The 24,446-nt window shown below is 56.2% G+C and carries 24 protein-coding genes; 8 read left to right on the top strand and 16 right to left on the bottom strand.

Annotated elements, in window-relative coordinates; genetic code table 11:
- Nucleotides 1–45 precede the first annotated feature (45 nt).
- From AC0B60_RS18860 to AC0B60_RS18850, 3 genes are read left to right on the top strand one after another with little or no spacing between them, the layout of a single operon-like run.
- The gene (locus AC0B60_RS18860; RefSeq protein WP_465087410.1) at nt 46–3,450 is read left to right on the top strand and encodes a pilus assembly protein; all 3,405 of its coding nucleotides are present in this window, start codon (nt 46–48) and stop codon (nt 3,448–3,450) included.
- Nucleotides 3,451–3,508: 58 nt separating this feature from the next.
- The gene (locus AC0B60_RS18855) at nt 3,509–3,886 is read left to right on the top strand and encodes a hypothetical protein (protein WP_465087409.1); all 378 of its coding nucleotides are present in this window, start codon (nt 3,509–3,511) and stop codon (nt 3,884–3,886) included.
- Nucleotides 3,887–3,932: 46 nt separating this feature from the next.
- Complete coding sequence (locus AC0B60_RS18850) at nt 3,933–4,340, top strand: type IV pilin protein (protein WP_465087408.1); 408 nt, start codon at nt 3,933–3,935, stop codon at nt 4,338–4,340.
- 30 nt (nt 4,341–4,370) lie between these two features.
- Here AC0B60_RS18850 and ispH read toward each other — a convergent pair whose 3' ends face one another.
- From ispH to murJ, 6 genes are all read right to left on the bottom strand, one after another.
- Nucleotides 4,371–5,321, bottom strand: a complete 951-nt coding sequence (gene ispH / locus AC0B60_RS18845; RefSeq protein ID WP_465087407.1) for a 4-hydroxy-3-methylbut-2-enyl diphosphate reductase — start codon at nt 5,319–5,321, stop codon at nt 4,371–4,373.
- A gap of 59 nt (nt 5,322–5,380) precedes the next feature.
- Nucleotides 5,381–5,833: an FKBP-type peptidyl-prolyl cis-trans isomerase gene (gene fkpB / locus AC0B60_RS18840; RefSeq protein WP_007155077.1), complete on the bottom strand. Its 453-nt coding sequence runs from the start codon at nt 5,831–5,833 to the stop codon at nt 5,381–5,383.
- Nucleotides 5,833–6,351: a signal peptidase II gene (gene lspA, locus AC0B60_RS18835; protein ID WP_007155078.1), complete on the bottom strand. Its 519-nt coding sequence runs from the start codon at nt 6,349–6,351 to the stop codon at nt 5,833–5,835. The genes fkpB and lspA overlap by 1 nt, the downstream gene beginning before the upstream one ends.
- Nucleotides 6,352–6,376: 25 nt before the next feature.
- Complete coding sequence (gene ileS, locus AC0B60_RS18830; RefSeq protein ID WP_465087405.1) at nt 6,377–9,196, bottom strand: isoleucine--tRNA ligase; 2,820 nt, start codon at nt 9,194–9,196, stop codon at nt 6,377–6,379.
- A gap of 35 nt (nt 9,197–9,231) precedes the next feature.
- Entirely contained in the window at nt 9,232–10,203 is a 972-nt protein-coding gene (ribF, locus tag AC0B60_RS18825) for a bifunctional riboflavin kinase/FAD synthetase (RefSeq protein ID WP_465087404.1), read from the bottom strand.
- A 65-nt stretch (nt 10,204–10,268) separates the two neighbouring features.
- Nucleotides 10,269–11,849, bottom strand: coding sequence for a murein biosynthesis integral membrane protein MurJ (gene murJ, locus AC0B60_RS18820; protein ID WP_465087403.1), 1,581 nt, complete (start codon nt 11,847–11,849; stop codon nt 10,269–10,271).
- A 285-nt stretch (nt 11,850–12,134) separates the two neighbouring features.
- Here murJ and rpsT point away from each other — a divergent pair, with 285 nt between their 5' ends.
- Nucleotides 12,135–12,404 (top strand): 30S ribosomal protein S20, encoded by a 270-nt coding sequence (gene rpsT, locus AC0B60_RS18815; RefSeq protein ID WP_465087402.1) that lies wholly within the window; start codon nt 12,135–12,137, stop codon nt 12,402–12,404.
- Nucleotides 12,405–12,485: 81 nt separating this feature from the next.
- On the opposite strand, the gene proB is transcribed toward rpsT, so the two are convergent.
- From proB to rplU, 4 genes are all read right to left on the bottom strand, one after another.
- Nucleotides 12,486–13,610: a glutamate 5-kinase gene (gene proB / locus AC0B60_RS18810; protein WP_465087400.1), complete on the bottom strand. Its 1,125-nt coding sequence runs from the start codon at nt 13,608–13,610 to the stop codon at nt 12,486–12,488.
- A gap of 132 nt (nt 13,611–13,742) precedes the next feature.
- Complete coding sequence (gene cgtA, locus AC0B60_RS18805) at nt 13,743–14,939, bottom strand: Obg family GTPase CgtA (protein WP_465087399.1); 1,197 nt, start codon at nt 14,937–14,939, stop codon at nt 13,743–13,745.
- A gap of 137 nt (nt 14,940–15,076) precedes the next feature.
- On the bottom strand, nt 15,077–15,337 hold the full coding sequence (rpmA, locus tag AC0B60_RS18800; RefSeq protein WP_007155544.1) for a 50S ribosomal protein L27: 261 nt from the start codon (nt 15,335–15,337) through the stop codon (nt 15,077–15,079).
- A 36-nt stretch (nt 15,338–15,373) separates the two neighbouring features.
- Nucleotides 15,374–15,685: a 50S ribosomal protein L21 gene (rplU, locus tag AC0B60_RS18795; RefSeq protein ID WP_036203642.1), complete on the bottom strand. Its 312-nt coding sequence runs from the start codon at nt 15,683–15,685 to the stop codon at nt 15,374–15,376.
- Nucleotides 15,686–15,915: 230 nt separating this feature from the next.
- On the opposite strand from rplU, the gene ispB reads away from it, so the two are divergent.
- Nucleotides 15,916–16,884 (top strand): octaprenyl diphosphate synthase, encoded by a 969-nt coding sequence (ispB, locus tag AC0B60_RS18790; RefSeq protein WP_465087397.1) that lies wholly within the window; start codon nt 15,916–15,918, stop codon nt 16,882–16,884.
- A 15-nt stretch (nt 16,885–16,899) separates the two neighbouring features.
- On the opposite strand, the gene AC0B60_RS18785 is transcribed toward ispB, so the two are convergent.
- Nucleotides 16,900–17,901 (bottom strand): glutathione S-transferase family protein, encoded by a 1,002-nt coding sequence (locus tag AC0B60_RS18785; RefSeq protein WP_465087395.1) that lies wholly within the window; start codon nt 17,899–17,901, stop codon nt 16,900–16,902.
- Between the two features lie 267 nt (nt 17,902–18,168).
- Here AC0B60_RS18785 and AC0B60_RS18780 point away from each other — a divergent pair, with 267 nt between their 5' ends.
- On the top strand, nt 18,169–19,080 hold the full coding sequence (locus AC0B60_RS18780; RefSeq protein WP_465087394.1) for a LysR substrate-binding domain-containing protein: 912 nt from the start codon (nt 18,169–18,171) through the stop codon (nt 19,078–19,080).
- 121 nt (nt 19,081–19,201) lie between these two features.
- Nucleotides 19,202–20,728, top strand: a complete 1,527-nt coding sequence (locus AC0B60_RS18775; RefSeq protein WP_465087393.1) for a WS/DGAT/MGAT family O-acyltransferase — start codon at nt 19,202–19,204, stop codon at nt 20,726–20,728.
- Between the two features lie 49 nt (nt 20,729–20,777).
- Here the strand turns inward: AC0B60_RS18775 and AC0B60_RS18770 are convergent, their stop codons facing one another.
- Nucleotides 20,778–21,461, bottom strand: coding sequence for a DUF2057 family protein (locus tag AC0B60_RS18770; protein WP_465087391.1), 684 nt, complete (start codon nt 21,459–21,461; stop codon nt 20,778–20,780).
- A gap of 269 nt (nt 21,462–21,730) precedes the next feature.
- On the opposite strand from AC0B60_RS18770, the gene AC0B60_RS18765 reads away from it, so the two are divergent.
- Nucleotides 21,731–21,934: a DUF6316 family protein gene (locus AC0B60_RS18765; protein ID WP_027830997.1), complete on the top strand. Its 204-nt coding sequence runs from the start codon at nt 21,731–21,733 to the stop codon at nt 21,932–21,934.
- 31 nt (nt 21,935–21,965) lie between these two features.
- Here AC0B60_RS18765 and AC0B60_RS18760 read toward each other — a convergent pair whose 3' ends face one another.
- The 4 genes from AC0B60_RS18760 to ribH are packed head-to-tail and all read right to left on the bottom strand — an operon-like array spanning nt 21,966 to nt 24,403.
- Entirely contained in the window at nt 21,966–22,493 is a 528-nt protein-coding gene (locus AC0B60_RS18760; protein WP_036203625.1) for a phosphatidylglycerophosphatase A family protein, read from the bottom strand.
- 3 nt (nt 22,494–22,496) lie between these two features.
- Nucleotides 22,497–23,447, bottom strand: a complete 951-nt coding sequence (gene thiL / locus AC0B60_RS18755; RefSeq protein ID WP_465087390.1) for a thiamine-phosphate kinase — start codon at nt 23,445–23,447, stop codon at nt 22,497–22,499.
- A 3-nt stretch (nt 23,448–23,450) separates the two neighbouring features.
- Nucleotides 23,451–23,927 (bottom strand): transcription antitermination factor NusB, encoded by a 477-nt coding sequence (gene nusB / locus AC0B60_RS18750; protein WP_465087389.1) that lies wholly within the window; start codon nt 23,925–23,927, stop codon nt 23,451–23,453.
- Nucleotides 23,927–24,403, bottom strand: coding sequence for a 6,7-dimethyl-8-ribityllumazine synthase (ribH, locus tag AC0B60_RS18745; RefSeq protein WP_286750035.1), 477 nt, complete (start codon nt 24,401–24,403; stop codon nt 23,927–23,929). The genes nusB and ribH overlap by 1 nt, the downstream gene beginning before the upstream one ends.
- Nucleotides 24,404–24,446: the final 43 nt, after the last annotated feature.

The following is a 24,446-nucleotide window of genomic DNA, read 5'->3' as shown; positions in this document are numbered from 1 at the left end:
GACAAACATCACAATGAATTGCTGACTCCAACTGGAGAGTTTGCCATGAAAACGTTCAAGAAAGCATCGCACAAGCGCTCAAGTTACTCAAAGCTGGGCATTTTCAGCGCCAGCCTTGTGTTCTCAATCTGCACCATGCAATCCGCCATGGCACAGGTCAACTTGGCTCAGGTACCACTGTTTCTGAAGGAATCTGTCGATTCAAACCTGGTGTTTGTCTATGACGATTCCGGATCCATGGCGTGGCGTTACATGCCAGACAATCTTAGTGGTAATAGTGGCAATCGATACTACTACTCCAGTCGGGTAAATAAAGTCTATTACGACCCGACGATAACCTACCAGCCACCCTTCAAACCGGATGGTAGCTCTCGTTATCCGAATTCGAGTTACACCAATGCCTGGGTAAACGGATTTGATCAATCCGATGGTGCAGATGATCTGAGTGAATATATTCGCTTCGACAGCATCGGTAGCATTGAGGAAGGCTTTTACATGCAGTTCAACTCGTCCACGAGCTGCGATAGCAATCCCCGACAAGACGACTGTTATACCCCCGTTTTGTTGAACAGTGCCTCCGCCGACATCAAACAAAATTATGCAAACTGGTTTTCCTATTACAGCACGCGGACCTTGGCGGCCAAATCCGGCATTACGGAAGCCTTCTTTGACCTTCCAGACAATATTCGGGTTGGCTATGGCGCTATTAACGTCAACAACAACACTATTGATGGCGTAAACGACACAGATACCCTTGTCAGTGGTGTGCGCCCATACACAGCCGCGCGCCGCCAGCAATTTCTAACCTGGCTTCACAACAAGAGTGTAAACGGTGGCACCCCACTAAGAACGGCGCTCAGGGATGTCGGCAAGTACTATTCCCGTACTGACAATCGGGGCCCATGGGGAGAGACTCCTGGCACCAATGACAGTACCGCACACATAGAATGCCGCCAAAGCTTCTCCCTTATAATGACCGACGGCATCTGGAACGGAAGCAGCCCATCTGTCGGAAATGTCGACAATAAGCCGGGACCGTCCTACACCAACCCAGATCCCGACGGCTCCGATTTCAACTACACAGCCGTGTCTCCATTTACCGATGGGCATTCCAACACTCTGGCCGACGTTGCGATGCAGTACTGGAAAAACGACCTGCGCACAGACCTCGGTAACAAGGTCCCCGTTACATCGACCGACCCGGCATTCTGGCAGCACATGACAACCTTCACGATCGGACTCGGCGTCACAGGCGATATCAAAGAGGCCGATGCACTTGCTGCACTCGACCCAGACAGCGGAATCACCATCAACTGGCCTGAACCCGGTTCAGATCGCAGCCCTCAGAATATCGATGACTTGCTCCATGCGGCTATCAATGGTCGCGGGGGGTACGCCAGCGCGCAGAACCCGAAGGAGTTCGCCGACGAAATCAAGAGCTTCCTTGGTGACGTAATCGCTCGCTCACAAACATCTGCCTCATCCGCAGCTGTCAGTTCGGCGGTCTTGCGCGCTGACTCCCTGGGTTTCTTTGCGGGCTTCCGCAGTGAAGACTGGTCCGGAACTTTGTCAGGATTCAGCTTTGACCAAGGCAAACAACTCTGGGATGCCGAAGAAATACTGCGGCAGACGATCCCGACAGACCGGAAACTGATTACCCACAATGGGAATGGCGGCGTTGACCTGGAGTTCTCATCGGCCAGCTCACTTTCCAATCTCTCGGCTGCTCAACGCGATGCGCTGAATGCCGACCCAACACTGAGTGCCGCTCAAGACAACCTCGGTCACAATCGACTGGCGTGGCTCCACGGCGACGATGACGCTCACGCAACTTTCCGAAGCCGGGAAGGGACAGACGCCGGAGGTAACACCGAGCTCCGGCTACTGGGTGATGTCATCAATGCAAACCCTCAATTCGTCGGTAAGACCAACTACGGCTTTGCACGCCTTGGCGGTACCGAAGGCAGTAAGTACGGCGCGTTTCGATCTACTTCCACGTACCAGAACCGGATCGATGCCCTCTATGTGCCGGCCAACGACGGCGTACTGCATGCTTTTGATGGCTCAAATGGCCGAGAGCTCTTCGGCTATATCCCCTCCGAATTTCTGCTCCCCGCCGGCTCCAACAGTTACGCTCGCATATCCGAACTGATGCAGCCCAACTACAACCACAAATACTTCATGGATGGCACACCACGAGTACAGGATGCCTATATTAATAAGAACGGAAGCGGTTCCGAGTGGCGAACTGTGCTTTTGGGAACTATGGGCAAAGGCGGCAAAACGGTATTTGCGCTTGATATAACCGAGCCAGGATCATTCTCTCCAGCAGATGATGTGCTCTGGGAGTTTCAACACCCCAACCTTGGTTATGGAGTCACCGATCCACAGATTTCCCGCCTTGAGGACGGAACCTGGGTGGCTATTTTTGGAAATGGCTACAACGGGGCCAGCGGTCAATCCAGTCTGTTTGTTGTTGACCTCGAAACCGGCAGCCTCATCAAAGAGCTCCAAACCGGAGCCGGTAGCGCTGCGAACTCAAACGGCCTTGCCTCCGCCACCATCACCAGTTTTCCGGAAACAGATGCCATCACCCGTTATGCCTATGCTGGCGACCTGTTAGGCAATCTTTGGCGATTCGACCTTACCGGGAACACCAACGGGTGGGATGCAACCAAAGTATTCACCGCTAAGAGCCCAGCGGGCAACAGTCAACCGATCACTGTTGCTCCTCGGGTCGCACTCAACCCCAACAACAATGACGAACTCGTAGCGGCATTCGGTACCGGAAGCTTCCTGCGAAACGGTGACGAGGGTGACTATGACGTCCAGACACTGTACGCCATAAAAGACAACCTGAACGCATCCAGTCTGGAAAGAGCTGACCTGGTGCAACAGACCATCACCAGACAAGAAGAGGTCGTTGTGAATAGAGCGTCAGGGAACGGCACCAACAGCTTTACTGTCCGGGAAACCTCTGACAACCAGTCGACGAATCAGCAAGGCTGGTACCTGGACCTTGTCTATAACTCAAATAAACAGGGAGAGCGCGTTATCAGCCGGGCGACCTTCCCGTTTGGTGTAAACCCGGACCGGGTTCGATTCACCACCGTCATCCCTGATGATGACCCCTGCGGAAGTGGACGTACCGGGTTTATTATGGATCTCAAACTGACAACCGGCGTTCCTTCTGAGACCCCCGTCTTCGACCTGAACAGCGATGGTACCTTCAACGCGGGTGATATCGTAGGCGGCTATGCTCCAAGCGGCATTCAGGTCGGTTACGGCGGTGAAAACCGCACGATTGCGACCGAAGACGGCGACGCAGAAGTGGTGATACCAGGGCTGGACCCCAACAAACTATCACCGGGGGATCCATGCGAGGATGGTCTCTGTGCCCGTTCCCTGGACTCAAGCATCGGTCGACAAACGTGGGAGCAGCTTCGTTAAGAAGCTGCCTTGGCAGACAACGAGCCAACTATTTTTATTTGAGTAGCAGGAAAAAACTATGATTACTCGCTTACTACTGAATCAAACACACAAAGCTTTTGTCATTGCCTTGATCGTATTGACGGCAATAATGACAAATGGCATAGCATTGTCCGCTCAGGCTGACGACGAAGTCGTGGAGGGCAATCCGATGTCCCTCAGGAACGTCGCTTTTGAGGGAACCGTGAACTTTGTCCATCCCGATTCATTCATGCTGGTCATTGACGACTCCTCTTTCGTACTTGAGCGCGTCATCACGTTCAACGGTGGTACCTGGTCCCGGGAACAAGTCGTCCAGCGGCTAGCAGAAGGAGATCGTCTTAGGCTGGAACTCGGTGGCGTCGCGGATCAACGAACTGGCGCTCGCCTGGTACAAAAAATTGAAGTTCTGAACTGACCACGCGGGAATAGCGACCACTATTACACTAAGAGGGATAACGATTTTGAAGACTCACTCGAACTCAGGTTTTACGTTGATCGAGATGATGATTGCGGTCGCGATCATTGCCATCATCGCAGCAATAGCGCTTCCTCTTTATCAGAATCAGATGGAGCAAACCCGACGAACAACTGCGCAGTCAGATCTGCTAGAACTCACCCAATGGATGGAGCGCCGATACTCCAACGGTTTTGACTACCGCGATGCGGGTAATAACCCTGTTTTGCCATTCGTTCAATCGCCGCAGAATGGAGATGCGTTCTATAACATTAGTTTCGTGGGCAATGTGACGCGGGATACGTTCACTCTACAAGCAGTGCCAACAGGTCCTCAGGCAACCGACGATTGTGGAACCCTTACGCTGGATGAACAGGGCAATCGTGGAGCAGCACTAGCCCAAGGATGCTGGTAGATTCATCCCATCGGGCCGATGCCACCGAAGTTAGACTTCGATGGCATCAATCCTTAATTCTTTCGGCATCGAAAAAACGATATTCTCTTCCCTACCTTCAATTTCTTCGGGCACCTCACCGCCAAGTTCTCTCAAACGAGCAATAACCTCATTCACCAGTATTTCCGGCGCAGACGCACCCGCTGTCACGCCCACTGCTTGCTTGTCCACGAGCCACGCTGGATCTATTTGGTTTGACTCATCTATCAGATAAGCCGGAGTTCCCATACGCTCCGCCAACTCCCGCAAACGATTGGAGTTGGAGCTGTTCGGCGACCCCACTACCAGCATCAGGTCACAGTCACCGGCCAACTGCTTCACAGCATCCTGACGGTTCTGCGTGGCGTAGCAGATATCGTTCTTGCGAGGGCCCTGGATTTCCGGAAACTTTTCTCGTAAAGCGTCGATAACTCGGGCAGTGTCGTCCATGGATAGCGTGGTTTGGGTAACGTAGGACAGCTTGGAAGGGTCTTTCACCAAAAGCTCGGCCACGTCTTTCTCGTCTTCCACAAGATAAATGTCGCCACCGTTGCTATGGTCATACTGCCCCATGGTGCCCTCCACCTCCGGATGGCCATGATGGCCAATTAAGATGCACTCACGCCCATCACGACTGTACTTCATCACTTCCAGGTGAACCTTGGTCACCAGCGGACAGGTTGCGTCGAACACCTTCAACCCCCGGCGCGCGGCTTCATTTTGCACCGCCTGGGACACACCGTGGGCGCTGAAGATCACCAGCTTGTCGTCCGGAACCTCTTCCAGTTCGTCCACGAAGATAGCGCCGCGATTGCGTAGGTTGTCCACCACAAACTTGTTATGCACGACTTCATGGCGCACGTAAATCGGCGCACCGAACACATCCAGGGCACGGTTCACGATTTCGATGGCACGGTCGACACCGGCACAAAAGCCACGAGGGTTAGCGAGTCGGATTTGCATAGAATTGCCCTGAGATATCAAACAAGTTTGCGGAAGCCTGTAGGAAGACCGAAATGCGGTTAATGGGCCCGGCCAACAGGCTCCACGTCAATAATTTCCACTTCGAACGTCAGTGTACGCCCCGCCAGAGGGTGATTAAAGTCCACCTCGACCTGATCTCCTTCCACACGGCTAACCATGCCAGGCAACTCACTCTGCCGCGCATCCGCGAAAGAAATCATAACGCCCTTCTCAAGCACCATGTCCGCGCTGAACTCACTCCGCTTGAAGGTTTGCACATTGCTCGGATTATGTTGCCCAAAGGCCTTTTCAGGCGGCACTTCGAAGCTATTTCGCTCGCCCGCTGTCATACCCATCAGATACGCTTCAAAATTCTCCGGCAGGTTCTCGTCACCGATTTCCAGCGTTGCCGGGTCTTTCTCGAAGGTGGAATCAATGATCTCGCCATCACTGAACTTCAACGCAAAATGAAGCGTGACGCGTGTGCCCTGATCTATGGGAAGTTCTTTCATCAGCGATTGTCGCTCCTGTTGTCCGCATCCGGTTCCCGGGGTTTGCGGAAAATATCCAGAATCATCATGCCGGCACCAATGGTGATGGCCGTATCGGCGATGTTAAAGGCGGGGAAGTGGTAGTCATTCCAGTAAAAATGCAGGAAATCGACCACGTAACCATGAACAACGCGATCGTACACATTACCCAGCGCTCCACCGAGGATTAATACGATGGCAATCGCCGACCAGGTTTCATCGCGCCGCAGGGATTTCAGCCATACAACCAGCACCACGCTGACGACCAGCGCCAGGGAGACGAAAAACCAGCGTTGCCAGCCTGCGGCGCCGGCCAGAAAGCTAAACGCCGCGCCGGTGTTGTGCAGCAAGGTCAGATTGAACAGTGGCATTACCGGTACCGGATTGCCATAGGTCAGCATGGCCGTCGCCAGGGCCTTGCTCCCAAGGTCCAGCAAGATAACGAGCACCGCCAGCCAAAGCCAGCGGAGCTTGGAGCCGGTTTCTTCCGTATTGTTCATTACGCTTTCCACAAGGCAACTTCCATCAGGCAAACGAGCGGGACTCGCCCTGCCCTTCTACATTGGTCACACAACGACCACACAGATCGCTGTACTGTTCGCTCTGACCGACATCGGCCCGATGATGCCAGCAGCGCTCACACTTGGCGTGTCCGGCTGGGTTTACTTTCACCAGTAACCCCTCGTGGGATGTCGATTCCGCCCCATTGGCATCAGAGATCGGTGCTACTGTAGCTTCAGAGGTAATCAGCACAAAGCGCAACTCTTCACCAAGGTACTGCAAATCCCTGGCAAGGTCGCCTTCGCAGTAGAGCGTCACTTCCGCACTCAGGGAACCCTTTATCTCTCCCCGGCCACGAACCTCCTCCAGGCACTTATTTACCGCTTCTTTAACGCTGAAAATGCGGCTCCAGTAGTCACGGCCCAGTTCGGCGTTGTCTGGCAGCGCCGTCAGGCCTTCATACCAGGTTTCGTAGAACACAGTATCGCCACGCTTACCGGGCAGGTGCTGCCAGATCTCATCAGCAGTGAAGCTCAAAATCGGCGCAATCCAACGCACCAGGGCTTCGACCACATGGAACAGGGCTGTCTGGCAGGAGCGACGCTCGCGGCTGTCAGCCTGGGTGGTGTATTGCCGATCCTTGATAATATCCAGATAGAACCCGCCCAGCGTGGCCTCGCAGAAGTTGTACACCTTCTGGTAGATGCGCAGGAACGCGTAATTCTGGTAATCCTCATGCAGTTCCTTCTGCAACTGCAGGGCCTTGTCGACCATCCAGCGGTCCAGGGCTATCATATCCTCCGGTGCTACGGCGTGCTGCTCAGGATCGAATCCGGTGAGGTTGCTGAGCAGGAAACGGGCGGTATTCCGGATACGACGGTAACCGTCCGCGGTCTGCTTGAGGATGTCCTTGGAGACCGTCATCTCACCGCTGTAGTCGGTGGCGGACACCCAGAGACGCAGGATATCGGCACCCAGCTCGTTCATCACTTCCTGGGGCGCAATTACGTTGCCCAGGGACTTGGACATCTTGCGGCCCTTACCATCGACGGTGAAGCCATGGGTCAGCACCTGCTTATACGGTGCCACGCCGTTCATCGCGATGGAGGTTTTCAGGGACGACTGGAACCAGCCACGGTGCTGGTCAGAGCCTTCCAGGTACATATCCGCCGGAAACTGACCCAATTCGGTGCGAGGACGCAGTACGGATTCGTGGGTTACTCCGGAATCAAACCAGACGTCCAGGGTGTCCATCACCTTTTCATACTGATCCGCATCACGACCCAGCAGCTCGCTGGTATCGATGTCGTACCAGGCGTCAATGCCACCCTTTTCGATTTCCTTCGCTACCGCCTCAATCAAATTCTGGGTATCCGGATGCAGTTCCTGTGTTTCCTTGTGGATAAACAAGGTGATCGGCACGCCCCATGTGCGCTGTCGTGAGATACACCAGTCCGGGGATTGTTTGAACATTGCCTCGATACGGTTCTGCCCCCAGGCAGGCACCCAGCGCACGCCCTTGATGGCTTCCAGGGCGTCGTCACGGAGACTTTCCTTGTCCATGCTGATAAACCACTGAGGGGTGGCTCGGTAGATCAACGGTGTTTTCGTCCGCCAGCAGTGGGGATAGCTGTGGCTGAACTTCTCCGCCCGAACCAGCTTGCCCTCGCGCTCCAAAGCGGAACACACAGGATCGTCCGCCTTGTAGACATGAACGCCTGCAAACTCACCGGCGGCCTGGGTATAGGTGCCATCGGCCTTGACCAGGCTGATGGTATCAATGCCGTAGGCCTTGCCCACTTCAAAGTCTTCCATGCCGTGATCCGGGGCCGTATGGACGGCGCCGGTACCAGCATCGGTGGACACGTGGTCGCCCAGAATCAACGGTACCTGCTTGTCATACACCGGATGATGCAGATCCAGCTTTTCCAGCGTGGCGCCCGGTACAGTTGCCAGCACCTCATAGCTCTCAACACCCCAACGCGACATGATGCCATCCACCATGTCCGCTGCGAGGATCATCCGCTCCGGCCCATGTCCGGTATCGGACTGTACCAGAGCGTATTCCAGTTCAGCATGCAGCGAAACAGCCTGGTTTGCCGGAATGGTCCAGGGCGTGGTGGTCCAGATAACAACCGACACATCACCCGCACCTTTGTCGGTGCCAAACAGGTCGAGCACCCGCGCCTGATCGACGACCGTGAATCGCACATCGATCTGCACCGACGTCTTGTCCTGGTACTCAACTTCGGCTTCCGCCAGCGCAGACTGACCGACCACGCTCCAATACACCGGTTTGAACCCGCGCACGAGGTGGCCTTTGGCAACTATTTTGCCCAACGCACGCACGATACCCGCCTCGACCTTCGGATCCATGGTCAGGTAAGGCTTTTCCCATTCACCCATTACTCCAAGACGGATGAAATCAGCCTTCTGGCCAGCGATCTGCTTAGTCGCGTAATCACGACAGGCCTGACGGAAGGTCTTGTAATCCACCTTCACACCCGCCTTGCCAATCTCCTGCTCCACCTTGTGCTCAATTGGTAAACCATGGCAGTCCCAGCCCGGCACATAAGGCGCGTCGTAACCCATGAAGCTGCGTGATTTGACGATCATGTCCTTGAGGATTTTGTTGACCGCATGACCGATATGAATGCTGCCATTGGCGTAGGGAGGGCCATCATGGAGGATGAACTTGTCCCGTCCCTCGCGCTGCGAGCGCAGGTTGCCGTAAACGTCCAGATCCTGCCATCGCTGGAGCATGTCCGGCTCGCGTTTGGCCAGGTTACCGCGCATGGGAAAGGCGGTTTCAGGCAGATTCAGAGTGTGCTTGTAGTCGCTCATGGTAATGGTGTGTAGCTCAGGTTGTTAAATGTCGGTCAATGTCCGGCGGCTGAGGAGCCATGGCCTGCAATCCACGCCCGCGCATCGTCGAAGTCACGGGCAATCTGCTCCTTGAGGTCATCCACCGAGTCGAATTTCACCTCGTCCCGCAGGGCATGGCGGAAAACCACATCAAGACGCTGGCCGTAAAGTGTGCCAGCAAAATCAAACAGGTGCACTTCCAGGGACGGCTGTTTGCCATCCACGGTAGGGCGCAACCCGATATTGGCGACGCCGTCCATAACGCGGCCACCCTCAAGGGTAGCGCTAACCACGTAGACACCTTTCAGTGCGGGCGTATGGGGCAAAATAACGTTCGCCGTTGGCGCGCCAATCTGCCGCCCCAACTGACGACCATAAACGATCCGTCCTCGAATACGATAAGGATGACCCAGCAATTCCTCGGCGTCGTTGATTCGGTTCTCCGAAAGAACGCCTCGAATTCGAGTACTGCTGACACGTTCTCCGTGCACCGTCACTGTACGGGTGTTCTCGACCGTGAATCCGCGTTGTTCGCCCACTTCCCGCAACAGCGAGAAATCCCCTGCCCTGTCACAACCGAAACGAAAGTCGTCGCCTACGACAAGATGGCGAACACTCAGGCCATCCATCAAAACGTCTTCAATAAAGCCCATACCAGAGTAACTCCGAAACCGCTCGTTAAACCGCAGGCACAGAACAAAGTCGATGCCGGAGGCCAGCAGCAACTCGAATTTCTGCCGAAAGGGCATTAACCTCGGTGGGGCTTCACGGCCCTGGAAGAATTCACGGGGTTGGGGCTCAAAGACCATCACTACGGAAGGCACGCCGAGCTCCAGCGCTTTTTCATGAACCTGATCGATAATAGTCTGGTGCCCAAGGTGAACCCCGTCGAAATTCCCGATGGTGGCGACACACCCGTTCGCGAGCGGCGCTTCGTCCTGCTGCGAAAGGCTTTTCAGGTTGGTCAGGCCCCGGATCAGACGCATGTAAAGCGAACCCTTGTTTGCCAGCGGTGTATGGTTTCACTGGTGAGAAAACGCGCGATTATAACCTACCTGTGGCGAAAATGTCTTACCCGAACCCCGGTCAATGCCAACACAATAAAGTACACCGCTACACCCGAGACTACGAGAATACCCATATCCGTGGTCCGCTGAAGACCGCCGGCCATCAGCCACTGGCCAACAGGACGCTGTAGCCAGAGGATGACCGCAGCCAGGGCCGCATTGGCAAGTCCGATCTGGACCAGGAAACGGGGCCACCCCGACTGCCACCTCCAAGCGCCTTCACGGATTAGGCCACGCCACAGGAGTGCCGTGTTCAACCACGCAGAGAGCGAAGTTGCCAGCGCCAGCCCCGCATGTGCCAGAGGGAAAATTAGCGCCAGATTAAAAGCCATGTTGGCTACCATCGCGATAATACCGATTTTAACCGGCGTCTTGGTGTCTTGCCGCGCGAAATACCCCGGCGCCAGCACCTTGATCAACATAAACGCCAGCAGCCCGGCGGAGTAGGCCCGCAGGCTTTGGGCCGCCATGGTCACGTCGCGATCGGTAACCTCCCCGTAGTGGAACAGAGTGGCAATCAAGGGTTCGGCCAGTAACGCCAGTGCCAACGCTGCAGGCAGACCAATGAGCAAGACTGCCCGCACGGCCCAGTCAAGGGTTGCAGCAAACTGGTCCACCGATTCCGCCGCGTGCTTGCGCGACAGGCTGGGAAGAATCACCGTGGCAATGGCGATGCCGAATACACCCAGAGGCAATTCAGAAAGACGATCCGAGTAGTAAAGCCAGGACACGCTGCCGGTCTGCAGAAACGACGCGAGAACAGTGTCCAGAAGCAGGTTGATCTGGCTGACGGAGACTCCGAACAACGCAGGCAACATCAACTTCATGATGCGGCTTACCCCTTCGTGCCTATAGTCCACTTTTGGACGCGGCATTAATCCCAACTGCATAAGGAAGGGCAACTGAAAGAACAGCTGCAACGCCCCGGCGATAAACACCCCCCAAGCCAAAGCGATGACAGGCGTTTCCATCAGAGGTGAGAGAAAGATGGCCGCGCTGATCATCGCCAGATTGAGCAGCACTGGCGTAAACGCGGGAACGGCAAAGCGATCGTAGCTATTGAGGATGCTCCCCGCAAACGCCGTCAGTGAGACCAGCAACAAATACGGGAAGGTAATCCGCAGCATATCGCTGGCCAGGCCGAACTTGAGGTCGTCATCCAGAAAGCCAGGTGCAAACACAGCTGTCAGCAACGGCGCACCCAGCATGGCAACTGCCGTCACGCCCAACAGCACCAGCCCAAGGGCACCTGCAACCGCGTTGACCAAACGCCGAACTTCGGTGATGGATTCCTGCTGCCGATACGAGGAAAGCACCGGTACAAACGCCTGCGCGAAGGCACCTTCTGCAAACAAACGACGCAGGAAGTTTGGAATTTTGAAGGCGACGAAGAACGCGTCTGCGCCTGCCCCAGCACCAAAATAACGCGCAATCACCATGTCTCGGACCAAACCCAGGACCCGCGACAGCATCGTCATCGAGCCAACGACTCCAGATGACCTCAACAGTCCTGGCGGTTTGGGCAAAGCCTTTGGTGTTTCTGTATGCTCAGGTTCGGACGACATTGTTGGCCTGGACAATGGTTCAGTATTTTCTGGATGGCTCCGGGATACAGCAGGCCATATTTCGGTAATTCCCTAGGGCCTTAACGGGGCTCTCCGGCGATGAGCGGCGAGTTTACCACAGGGGCCAGGGACACCGGGATGAAATAGCGTTGAGCCTTGACATTTTTGGGCGTTGGCGGCATAGTTCCGCGTCATTTATTTCGACGCGCTGGTTTTGGCGCGCCCGCGATTTTTACGAATCGATTCACAAGAATTTCGTATTTCACAGATCTCAGGAGTTATACGGTGGCAAATACCCCGCAAGCCAAGAAGCGCGCACGTCAGAACGAGAAGAACCGCAAGCACAATGCCAGTCTGCGTTCCATGGCGCGCACTTATATCAAGAAGGTCCAGGCCAACATTGAAGCCGGCAAGCCAGAGGAAGCACAAGCTGCTCTCCAGAAAGCTCAGCCGATCATGGACAGCATGGTTAACAAGGGTGTGTTCGCGAAGAACAAGATTGCTCGCCAGAAGAGCCGTCTGAGCGCCCGAATCAAGACTCTGAAGAGCGCATAAAGCTCTTTCGGAACTTGAGATAAAAAAACCGGCCTGATGGGCCGGTTTTTTGTATCTGCCTCCAAAGTTGGGAGCAGCCTTTTAGACAATCACCATGTTGTCTCTATGGACCATTTCTTCGTCGGAGATATAACCTAACACCTCTGTTATCCGATCACTGGAGCGGCCGGCGATGGCCCTGGCTTCGTCGGCGTCGTAGTTGACCAGGCCACGGGCGATTTCTTTGCCGTTTTCGTCGACGCAGGAGACCATTTCACCCCGACGGAACTGGCCGGAAACACTTTTCACACCAACCGGCAACAGACTGCGACCGCCGCGGCAGAGGACGCTGACAGCGCCCTCGTCGAGAGTAAGCTTGCCGCGAGTTTGGAGATGACTGGCGAGCCATTGTTTGCGGGCGGCGATTCGACCCTGCTCTGGCAGAAGGAGGGTACCAATACTTTCACCGTCGCGCAGGCGGGCGATGGCTTTTTCGATTCGACCACCGACGATGACAGTGAAAGCGCCAGACCGGGCAGCCAAGCGGGCGGCGCGGACTTTGGTTTGCATTCCGCCACGGCCCAATACGCCAGCACCACCACCCGCCATGGCATCGAGCTCGGTGTCGCTGGCGCGGCGTTCTTCTACCAGTTTGGCGTCAGGATTTCTGCGAGGGTCTTTGTCAAACAGGCCGAGCTGGTCGGTTAGGATGATCAGGCCATCAGCTTCGATCAGGTTGGCGACCAATGCACCCAGGGTATCGTTGTCGCCGAAGCGGATTTCGTCGGTAACGACGGTATCGTTCTCGTTGACGATGGGCACCACGCCAAAATCGAGCAACGCTCGCAGTGTACTACGAGCATTGAGGTAACGTTTGCGATCAGACAGGTCGTCGTGGGTCAGCAGGACTTGTGCGGTATGCAAATCATGGCGCTTGAACTGGGCCTCCCAGGTCTGCACCAGCCCCATTTGACCAACGGCGGCTGCAGCCTGCAGCTCATGCAGCTGCTCAGGACGAGCTGTCCAGCCCAGCCGGCTCATACCTTCAGCCACAGAACCCGATGACACCACCACCACTTCAACGCCAGCAGTAACCAACTCTGCAATCTGGTCTACCCAAAGACCCAGGGCGGCGGCATCCAGCCCTTTGCCATCATTGGTAAGCAGCGCACTTCCTATTTTAACTACCAGGCGTCGAGCCTGGCGTAGCTGTATTCTTTTGCTCATGCTAACTCGGTCCATGGATAAGCCGGCGGGCAGGGCATTGCGGGACCGTCAAAAACAGGGATGTTTTTGTCGAGCGTACAGGGACGTATTCACAGCGTGTCTCGCAATGCCTTGCCCGCCGGCGCTACTCCACTATTCAGGGGCGTAAACCACCTCAACGTCGTAATCATCGTCGTCAAAGTCATCGTCATCATCGTCTCCCTGACGCGCCTCGCGTCGGATCTGGCGCTCCACCTCGATCCTGGCGCGCGCCTCTTCGTCCATCTGGCGACGGCGTGCGGCCTCGCGCTCGGCGAACTCGGGATTTTCTGCTTCTTCCTGGGCCTGATCTTCTATCCAGCGCATGACGGCCTGAGTCAACGGCTTGGTGCCTTCGCCGCTGAGTGCGGAGATACTGAACACAGGACCTTTCCAGTCAAGTTCATCGATGATGGCCTGGCAGTGTGCCTCACGGTCTTCTTCAGAGACCATATCCACTTTGTTCAGAACCAACCAACGCTCGCGACTGGCGAGGGTTTCGCTGAATTTTTCCAGCTCGTGCTCAATGGCACACACACTCTCTACTGGCGAAGAACCGTCGTAAGGCGCCACGTCCACCAGATGCAGCAGCAAGCGTGTGCGCACCAGGTGCTTGAGGAAACGAATTCCCAGCCCTGCGCCTTCCGCCGCGCCCTCTATCAATCCGGGGATGTCGGCGATGACGAAACTCTGATGAGCCTGCACGCTGACCACACCCAGATTGGGCACCAGGGTGGTGAACGGATAATCCGCCACCTTGGGCCGGGCAGCGGATACGGAACGGATAAAGGTGGACTTACCGGCATTGGGCATACCCAACAGACCGACATCCGCCAGCACTTTCAGTTCCAACCTCAGGTTGCGAAGCTCACCCTCAGAGCCTTTTGTGGTCTGACGCGGGGCGCGATTGACCGAGGACTTGAAGCGAGTGTTACCCAATCCATGAAAACCGGCCTGGGCCACTTTCAGGCGCTCACCGGCACGGGTTAGATCCCCCAACACTTCGTGGGTATCCATATCCACCACCGTGGTGCCTACCGGCACCGGTAACACAAGGTCGTCGCCCTTGATGCCAGTGCAGTTGCGGCCGGAGCCTGGCTGACCATTCTCGGCTTTGTGTTTACGCTGGAACCGGTAATCAATCAGTGTATTGAGCGCACTGTCGGCCTCCAGGTATACAGAGCCGCCGTCGCCGCCGTCACCACCATCGGGGCCGCCTTTGGGCACGTATTTTTCACGGCGAAAACTCAGGCAGCCGTGACCGCCCTTGCCCGCTTCTACAATGATGGTGGCTTCATCTACGAACTTCATCAATCAACCCTTTGCGCCCTGCGCATAAACTAAAAAGCCCCGCAGCCTCATGGAAGCTATGCGGGGCTCCAGGTGGCTCTGATATCAAATCATATCAGGGCCACCGAAGGTTCGACAGAACCCGAGATCGCCGCTGCTTACGCAGCCGGAACGATGCTCACGAACTTACGGTTCTCCGGACCCTTCACCTCAAACACGACCTGTCCGTTTGCAGTTGCAAACAGCGTGTGGTCCTTGCCAAGGCCAACGTTGTGACCCGGGTGGAAACGGGTGCCGCGCTGACGAACGATGATGCTGCCCGCGGATACAGTCTCGCCGCCGAAGCGCTTCACACCAAGTCGTTTCGACTCGGAATCGCGACCGTTACGGGTACTACCTGCTGCCTTTTTATGAGCCATTACAAGCCTCCTTATCTAAGGGGTTACTCGAGGGTCTTAGCCCTGGATACCCGTGATCTTGACTTCAGTAAACCACTGACGGTGGCCCTGACGCTTCATGGAATGCTTCCGACGACGGAACTTGATGATCTGGATCTTGTCGTGACGGCCGTGGCTAACCACTTCCGCAGTCACTTTGGCGCCATCAACAACCGGCGCACCAACCTGAACCTTCTCACCATCAGCGATCAGCAGAACGCGGTCAAACTCGACGTTGCCGCCTGTTTCCACTTCCAGCTTTTCCAGCTTCAGAGTTTCGCCTTCTTTTACACGGTGCTGTTTACCACCGCTAACAATAACTGCGTACATTAACGTTCTCCGCGATTGACCCATCCCTGCTCTTATCCACCTGGTTCTAAGGGAAGCGCTTCGGCAACCCTATAGTAGGGAGCGCAGGTTGGGATGAGTTGGGCGCGTGATTGTACGAAAACCGCCGCCGCTTTACAAGCCAAGTTGACACCGATCACCGCAATACCTAGCATTGCGGCACCCGCCTATTTTTCCAACGAAAACACCAGACAAGGGATCGGACCAGCCGCATGACAGCCCAGCGTATTTACGACACCGTCGCGGACGACTTCAGCCGCGTCAACGATCTGATCATCAAGCGGCTCTCATCCGACGTTCCCCTGGTCGAGAAAATCGCCCAATATATTATTGAGAGCGGCGGTAAACGCCTGAGGCCGCTGCTGGTTTTACTTTCAAGCCGCGCGCTGGGCTATGACCGGGACGATCACCTGAAGCTGGCCGCAGTCATCGAGTTCCTGCACACCGCGACACTCCTGCACGATGATGTGGTGGACACCTCAGACATGCGCCGCGGACGCAGCACCGCCAATGCGCGCTGGGGCAACGCGCCCAGCGTACTGGTAGGTGATTTCCTCTACGCCCGGGCCTTCGAGATGATGGTGGAACTCCAGAACCTGAAAATCATGGATGTGCTTTCACATGCCACAGCCGTGATTGCCGAAGGGGAAGTCCTTCAACTGATGAACGTTAAGAACCCGGACGTTAGTGAAGAAAAATACATGGAAGTGATCCACAACAAAACCGCCATGCTGTTCGAGGCAGCTTCCCACACCGGCGCGCTGTTGGCAGGCGCAGAGGAAGATCAGGAGCAGGCAATGAGCGCCTATGGCAAACACCTGGGCCTGGCTTTCCAACTTGTGGATGACGTGCTGGATTATCGAGGCGACGCAGAGGCCATGGGCAAGAATGTGGGCGATGACCTGGCCGAAGGCAAACCCACACTTCCGCTGATCTACGCCATGGCTAACAGCAGTGATGAAGAAAAACACCTGATACGTCAAGCAGTCCGTAAGGGTGGACTGGAGGACCTACCCAGGATCCTCGACATCGTGAACCGTTCGGGCGCACTGGAATACACCATGGATCGCGCGAAGGCAGAAGCCCAGGCAGCCCTCGACTGCTTGAAAGACATTCCCGAATCTGATCACCGGGATGCGCTTACGCTACTGACCGAAGTTGCGGTCGCACGGGTCAGCTGATCGCCCCAAACAGCCTTAGCCCTTGAGTTCAGGCCCCAGCGCTTCCCGGTTGTGGGCCGATGTGAAATCCAACTTCGGCCCCACCGGCACGATCTGTGTCGGATTGATCGTGCGCTGGCTCACATAGTAATGCCGCTTGATCTGCCGAATATTCACCGTATCTGGCACTCCAGGCACTTGATAAAGATCCCGCACGTACCTGGAGAGTGCCGGGAAATCCGCAATTCTCTGACGATTACACTTGAAGTGACTGAAATACACCGCGTCGAATCGAATCAACGTGGTAAACAACCGCCAATCCGCTTCCGTTAACCGATTGCCGGCCAGATAGCGCTGCCCCGAAAGACGACCCTCCAGCCAATCGAGGGAATCAAACAACGCTCCGTACGCCTCTTCATATTTATCCTGAGCAGTCGCGAATCCGGCCTTATAAACGCCGTTGTTCACCGTGTGATAAACCCGCTCGTTCACCTCATCGATCTCACCGTGAAGTTCTTCCGGGTGAAAATCCAGGTCACTCCGAACACCATCAAGCCCATCGAACGCCGAGTTGAACATCCGGATAATATCCGCAGATTCATTACTGACAATCGTCTGCTTGTCCTTGTCCCACAGCGTCGGCACCGTCACCCGTCCAGAGTAATCGGGCGCTGCCTTCAGATACACCTCGTACATGAAGCGCTTACCATTGGCCGTGTCCCGATGCGCTTCTTCATCCAACCGGAACTCCCAGCCGTTCTCCACCATGTCCGGGTGCACAACCGACACCGAAATATGTTTCTCCAGCCCCTTGAGCGCCCGAAAAATCAACGTCCGATGGGCCCAGGGACACGCCATCGAAACGTACAGGTGATACCGGCCCGACTCCGCCGGAAAGCCCCCCTCCCCGGCTGGCCCGGGCGAGCCATCCGCCGTCACCCAGTTCCGAAACCGGGCGGCCTCACGTTCAAACTTGCCGCCGGTTTTCGAGGTGTCGTACCACTGATCGTGCCATTTGCCATCTACAAGCAGTCCCATAAGACCTCCACTGAACGCATATTTTGTGGTTTGAGTGGGCGGCGCGCACTCTGTTGATCAAGGGAATCGGGGCAGGCCTTCGCAAACCGTGCATTGCCATGGATGGCGATGCCGAGCCCCCATGGATGGGTTCACGGCGTGTTTGCGAAGGCCTGCCCCGATTCCCGAGCCCCAAACTGGCCCACAAGAAATTAGAGGAAGAATACCGGCCACCCTGCTACGCTCTCAAACAATCAATTCTGGCCAACACATTCAGATAATTCGAACATGCACACAGCCATCACCATAGACGCCCTAAAAGTCCTCGATGCCATCGACCGCAAAGGCAGCTTTGCCGGCGCCGCCAACGAACTCTTCCGCGTCCCTTCGGCAATCAGCTACACCGTCCAGAAACTCGAAGAAGACCTCAACGTCGCCATCTTCGACCGCACCGGCCACCGAGCAGCCCTCACCCCAGCCGGGCGCTATCTGCTGGAAGAAGGCCGCACCCTGCTGGAAGCTGCTGAAAACCTGGCCCACACCACCCGCCAGGTGGCTCAGGGCTGGGAAACCCGACTGCGAATCGGATTCAACTCCCTGCTACCGGCCGAGTGCCTGTTTCCCGCTGTCAAAGAGTTCTATGAATTAGGCGTACCTGTGGAGGTACAGCTGGTGGAAGAGGTTTTCGCGGGCTCCTGGGATGCCCTCCAAAGTCGACGAATCGACCTGATCGTTGGCGCCGACCAAGTGAGCAAACCCGCGGGCTCATTCACAACCAAGCCACTTGGCGACATGGCCTTCGTCTACGCAGTAGCACCGGACCACCCCCTGACAAGGGCCTCTCAGCCATTAAAGGAGGAGGATATTGCTCGTTTCCCCGCAGCAGTAGCTGCAGATACTTCCCGCTCCCTACCCCCCGGCCACGCCGGCATATTCCGCCGCCAGCGAACCGTGACGGTTGCCAGTATCGACCAAAAGATCGCCGTACAAAAAACCGGCCTTGCCGTCGGTTGGCTCCCGGAGGCACGGGTGCGTGATCAACTGGCGAATGGCACCTTGATAGCACTCGAAGTCCACGAACCCAGGCAGGCTATCCAGCTTCACCTGGCCCGCCACGCCGAGGATCAGGGCAAGGCTCTGATGTGGTTCTGGGAAAAACTGGGAGACTCTCCAGACATTGCTGCCTGGCTGCAGCCCTGAATGACCGTCCAAAATAGTTCTGACTTCACAACACAGGCCTCCGGGGCAAAACGGCCAACAGAATAGTGGCGTAGTCGTTTATACTGCCCCCACGCAAGAACCTGTGAACGGAGCTCAAACCATGCGGCAGCTGTCTGAGCTGGATGCCTCATTCCTGTACCTGGAGTCAGAAACCGCCCCCATGCACATTGGCGGCATCTATCTTTTTGATGCCCGAGAACGCGACAAACCCCTGGCCTTCAGCACCTTTGTCGCCTATCTGCGAAGCCGGCTCCATGTGGTTCCTCTCTTCCGCCAGCGCCTGAAGGAAATACCCTTTCGGCTGGGGCGCCCCTACTGGATTGACGATCCGGACTTCAGTATCGAGCGGCACCTGGCTTACGTGAACCTCGGCAACCACGGCAAAGTCGACAGCCTGATGGGGCTGGCCTCGCGAATTCTGGAAGAACCGCTCAAACGGGATCGACCACTATGGCACATCACTTTTGTCGACGGATTCCAACTCGACGATGACGCAGACAGCAAAAGTTTCGCACTCATTGTGAAACTGCATCATGCCGCCATTGATGCGTTCAGTGGCGAGGAAATCATTGGCAAACTTCTGGAATACTCACCAAAAGCCAGAGCAATAGAAGCACCGCGCCCCTGGCACCCTCAGCCGGAACCGTCAGAAGAAAGGGTTATTCTCCAGACCGGTGCGAACCTGCTGCGCAAGCCTTTGCAGATGACATCCCTCGCCATCAGTGCCGCCGAAGCCACTGCTCGCGGGCTAATACAAAAGCAGATGCGAAAGCTGCCGTTGCCGTTCCCCCTGTTTTCCGCACCTCACAGCCCGTTCAACCGCCAGATTACCGCCAACCGCAAGATCGTTTCCGCCAGCCTGGACCTGTCCAGGCTAAAGGCCATCAAGGCGACGCTCGGTGATGTAACCCTGAACGACGTCGTCCTCGGCCTATGCGCGGAAACATTAAGTCGATACCTGGACAAGAGCAATGCCACAACGGAACGCTCTCTGGTAGCGATGACACCCATTTCCGTGCGTTCAAGCAGTCTTCGTAAGGCCACCGGCAACCAGATGTCCGCCATGTTACTGGACCTGGCCACCACCGAGCCCAATCCCGCTGAACGAATTCGGCGGATACACTGGAATGCGGTGGAATCCGAGCCCTACCGTGAAGCCATTGCAGCGGACAGGCTGACAGAGCTCCTGCCCTCCACCATGCTGGCACTCTCTGCGAGATTGTATTCCGAACTGCAGATTGCACAACGATACCAGCCGGTATTCAACCTCCCGATCACCAACGTACCCGGGCCACAAGTGCCGCTGTACTTACAAGGTTCACGGTTGGTGCGGCAGTTCAACTCCGCCCCCCTGTTCGACAGCATGGGATTGGTGATTGTTGCAGTGAGCTATCAGGGCAGTCTGACGATCAATTTCACCCTGTGCCCCGACGTAGTGGCTGACGGCGACTCACTGCCGGAACTGCTTGAAAACAGCCTGAAATCAATCGAATCGGCGGCTGAGACTTTGCCGCCGTATGAAGAAGACACGCGCGAATACCCCGACAGTCACCCGACTCTGACTGACGAGGCACTGAACGTCATGGAAGGTGCTCTGCGGAAAACGTTCAGGCGATTTCGCAACTGAACGGCAGTGGCGGGCGGCAGGCGGAGCCGCCGCCCGTCAGGATTGCGGGTTACTCGAAGGCCCAACGCAGGAAGGCACGCCTCTCATCCTCATTGGCCTGGCCCCAAAGCGACTTGAGCTCGCCCAGAGTACCCACGGAGTCGACGCTCGCGCCTCCGACACTTTCTCCTTCGCCACCAGAGCCGACCGGCGCCCTTGCAGCAGTTCGAGTGCCGGCAGATTGGCCATCCCAGGCGCTGGCGGTGGCTACAACATTACCGGACCCATCAACCACATCAGCAGTGAAATTATTGGCGAAAGCCTCGGCATCGCTCTTGTTGGCGGGAGGCTCGAAACTGAAACGGTAGGTATCACCCGCTTGCGCATTGATCATCACTGCCTGGGGCGCTGTTTCAACAACGTGCACTTTGGATTCGCCATTGCGGACCACGCCGCTCTTGGCCCAGATTGTCTTATAAGTAAACACAACCTGATTTTCGCCCGGTAAAAGCTCGTAGTTCAGGGCCAGGTCATCCATTAGAAAGTTACCGAGTTTGCGACCATTCACCTGCTGCACCCGGATTTCACCCGGGGACTCGAGGACGGCGGCCTGCGAGGAATCCACGGCGTCCCCCTCCCAGGTTTGGACGTTGCTCATGGTAGAGCTGCATCCCGCCAGCAAAACCATGGCAACAAGGGCCATTGCACTGAATCGTACTTTCTTGAAAAAGACTAAAACGTGATAGATACTCATGCTATATCCTTGTGCTGTTCGCCAGCTTTCACCGGCGGATAATCACTTGTGGTTGAAAGGCATTTTGAAGAGTGGCCGAGCCAAGGGCAAGACATGCAGCCTGTTTACAGTAACCCGATGACACTCCGGTTACGGGGAAGGCATCAAGTCTACCCAAAAAATGTAAAAAAATGTTGAATTCGGCAGGAATTGATTTAATTTTAAACAGTCATAGAATTGAAATAGCGCCCACACGTGTCACAAATGCACTGAAGGGCTCAGGAGACAACATGGATACCCAACGTCGGTCCGGAGAAAACGGCCCCGCACCGTTCCGAAGCAGTCGGTTCTTCTGCGTCGGGAGCAAGTGGTATTTCACCACCCGGGAGGGCTTCGACAGCGGTCCTTTTGCCTCCCGGCAACGCGCAGAAACCGGCCTCAGGCGTTTCCTGCATGTTGTGCGACTTCTTCCGGAAGAGCAACAGGTCCACTGATAGGGACTGTCCTCCAGTCTCATAACGATGCTCAGACAATGATCGGCATCAACCACCGGTCAATGGCGAGCAGGCACAGTAACGCCATGAAACCCGCCACGACATCGTCCACCATGATACCCAGCCCGCCCGGCAAGTACTCATCCAACCAACTAATCGGCCAGGGTTTGAGCACATCGAAAAGCCGAAACAACGTGAAAGCCATCAGAATGCCGTAAATGTTGTCCGGGATGAGTCCCAGCGCGATCCACATGCCCACAAACTCGTCCCAAACGATCCCCCCATGATCGTGGACCTTGAGATCGGCTGCCGTCTTGCCACACAACCAGATCCCAATCACGAAGGCCAGCAGGACAATTCCCCAGTAAGCCACGGGTGGCAACCAGGCAAAACAGAACCAGGCGGGAATCGCCGCAAGACTGCCCCAGGTTCCAGGCGCCCTGGCCGCTGTACCGCTGCCAAACCCAAACGCCAACAGGTGGACCGGATTACGGAGAAACCCTGGCGGCAGCAGTGCTTCAGTGAGCTCGGGTTCCTGGAGGTTGTCGTCGCTGCTCATGAATCAGTTCCTGAAATGGTCGTATCCTCCCGCTGACAGGTTCTCGATATGATCACCCCAGTCAATGGTTACACCCTCCCCGGCAGTAATCTCGCCAATAACCGTCAGCTCACGCCGGACATCCTCAGGGAGAATAGACCAAACCTGTGGAGGCAGGGTAACGCATAACTCGTAATCGTCTCCTGCGTTCAACGCCAGGCCAGCAGCGGACTGGCCCACAAGGCGTTTCAGATGTTGCGACAGCGGCAGACGACTCGCATCAATACTGGCCGCAACGCCAGAGGCCTCGAGAATATGCCCCAGGTCTGCCACCAGGCCGTCAGATACATCCACCGCTGCAGTGGCATGCCCGCGCAGAGCCCTGCCAAGAACAAGTCTGGGCTCCGGAAAATGATACCTACGAAGGACCGCCTGTACGTCCTGCCCGGGATCATCATCTTCAAGGTGGTCCAATGCCGCCCCAGACTCTCCCAGTGTTCCTGAAACACAAATGTAGTCCCCCGCCTGGGCACCAGACCTCAGGATGGCCTCACCTTTCGGTACCGTACCATGAACCTGCATGCTCAGGGTCAACGGGCCTCGCGTGGTGTCGCCGCCAGCCAACGCCAGGCCAAAGCGCCTGGCAGCGCTTGCCAGTCCGCAAGCATAGGCGCTCAGCCAGTCTGGATCTGCATCAGGAAGCGTTAACGCGAGGGTAAAACAAACCGGATCGGCCCCCATGGCGGCAAGGTCACTCGCGGCCACGGCAAGGCTTCGCCAACCCAGCTTTTCGGGATCGTAGTGATGGGGAAAATGCACGCCCTCGACCAGGGCGTCCACAGAAAAGACCAGATCCAGGTCTGACCCAATACGCTGAATGGCACAGTCATCACCGGGCCCCAGCAGAACCGCCGAGGCGTTGCCGACCTCGGCGATCGGGAAGAAATAACGGCGGATCAGCTCGAATTCACCCATCACTCAGCGGGGACGGGTCTCGGCCAGCCGCAGGCGGTGACTGAGTTTGTCCAGAAGGCTGTTAACAAACTTATGGCCTTCGGTGCCACCAAACTTCTTGGCCATTTCGATTCCTTCGTTGATCACCACTTTGTATGGAACGTCCAGTCGATGTTTGAGTTCGTACGCACCCAGGCGCACGATCGCCAGTTCGATGGCATCCACCTCATGGATCGGGCGATCGAGGAATGGCTCCAACAGTCGATCTAGCTCAGCCTGCTCCCGATGAACGCCCCTGAGGAGATCGCGGAAATAGGCCGCATCCACTTTCGACATATCATTGTCGACGATGAATTCGGATTCGATATCGGTGATCGAGCTCTTGCTGAAGTGGCGCTGGTAGAGGCCTTGCATCGCAAGGGCCCGGGCCCGGCGCCTGTCACCTGCCTTAGGTTGGCCCGCGGGGGCCGGTTGCGCGGCACTGTCTTCCGATGCGCTCATTATTCACCCAGCTTTTTAAAGAGGCTGACCATTTCCAGGGCCGTGATCGCCGCTTCGGCGCCCTTGTTGCCAGCCTTGGTGCCGGCACGCTCGATGGCCTGTTCGATGGAATCGACCGTCAGCACGCCGAATGTCACCGGCACGTCGGTCTCAAGGCTAACTGCACCCAAACCACTGGAGGCTTCGCCTGCCACATAGTCGAAATGTGGCGTGCCACCCCGAATCACCGCTCCCAGTGCAATGATCGCATCGTGATTACCGGTTTCCGCCACACGCTTGACCGCAAGCGGCATCTCATAGGCGCCGGGAACCCGCACAATCGTGATATCGGAATCGGCGATACCATGGCGACGCAGGGTATCAACAGCGCCCTCCACCAGGCTCTCAACCACAAAACCGTTGAAACGGCCGACGACCAGCGCGTATTTACCGCTGCAGTGAGTGAAATCGCCTTCTATTACTTTAATATCTGCCATGCATGGCTCCTTCATTGGCACCCCCGCCGTTACGATACGGGAC

This window comes from Marinobacter sp. V34, assembly GCF_055524115.1.
Note: the sequence above shows the minus strand (reverse complement) of the source record. Positions and strands in the feature narration are given on the sequence as shown.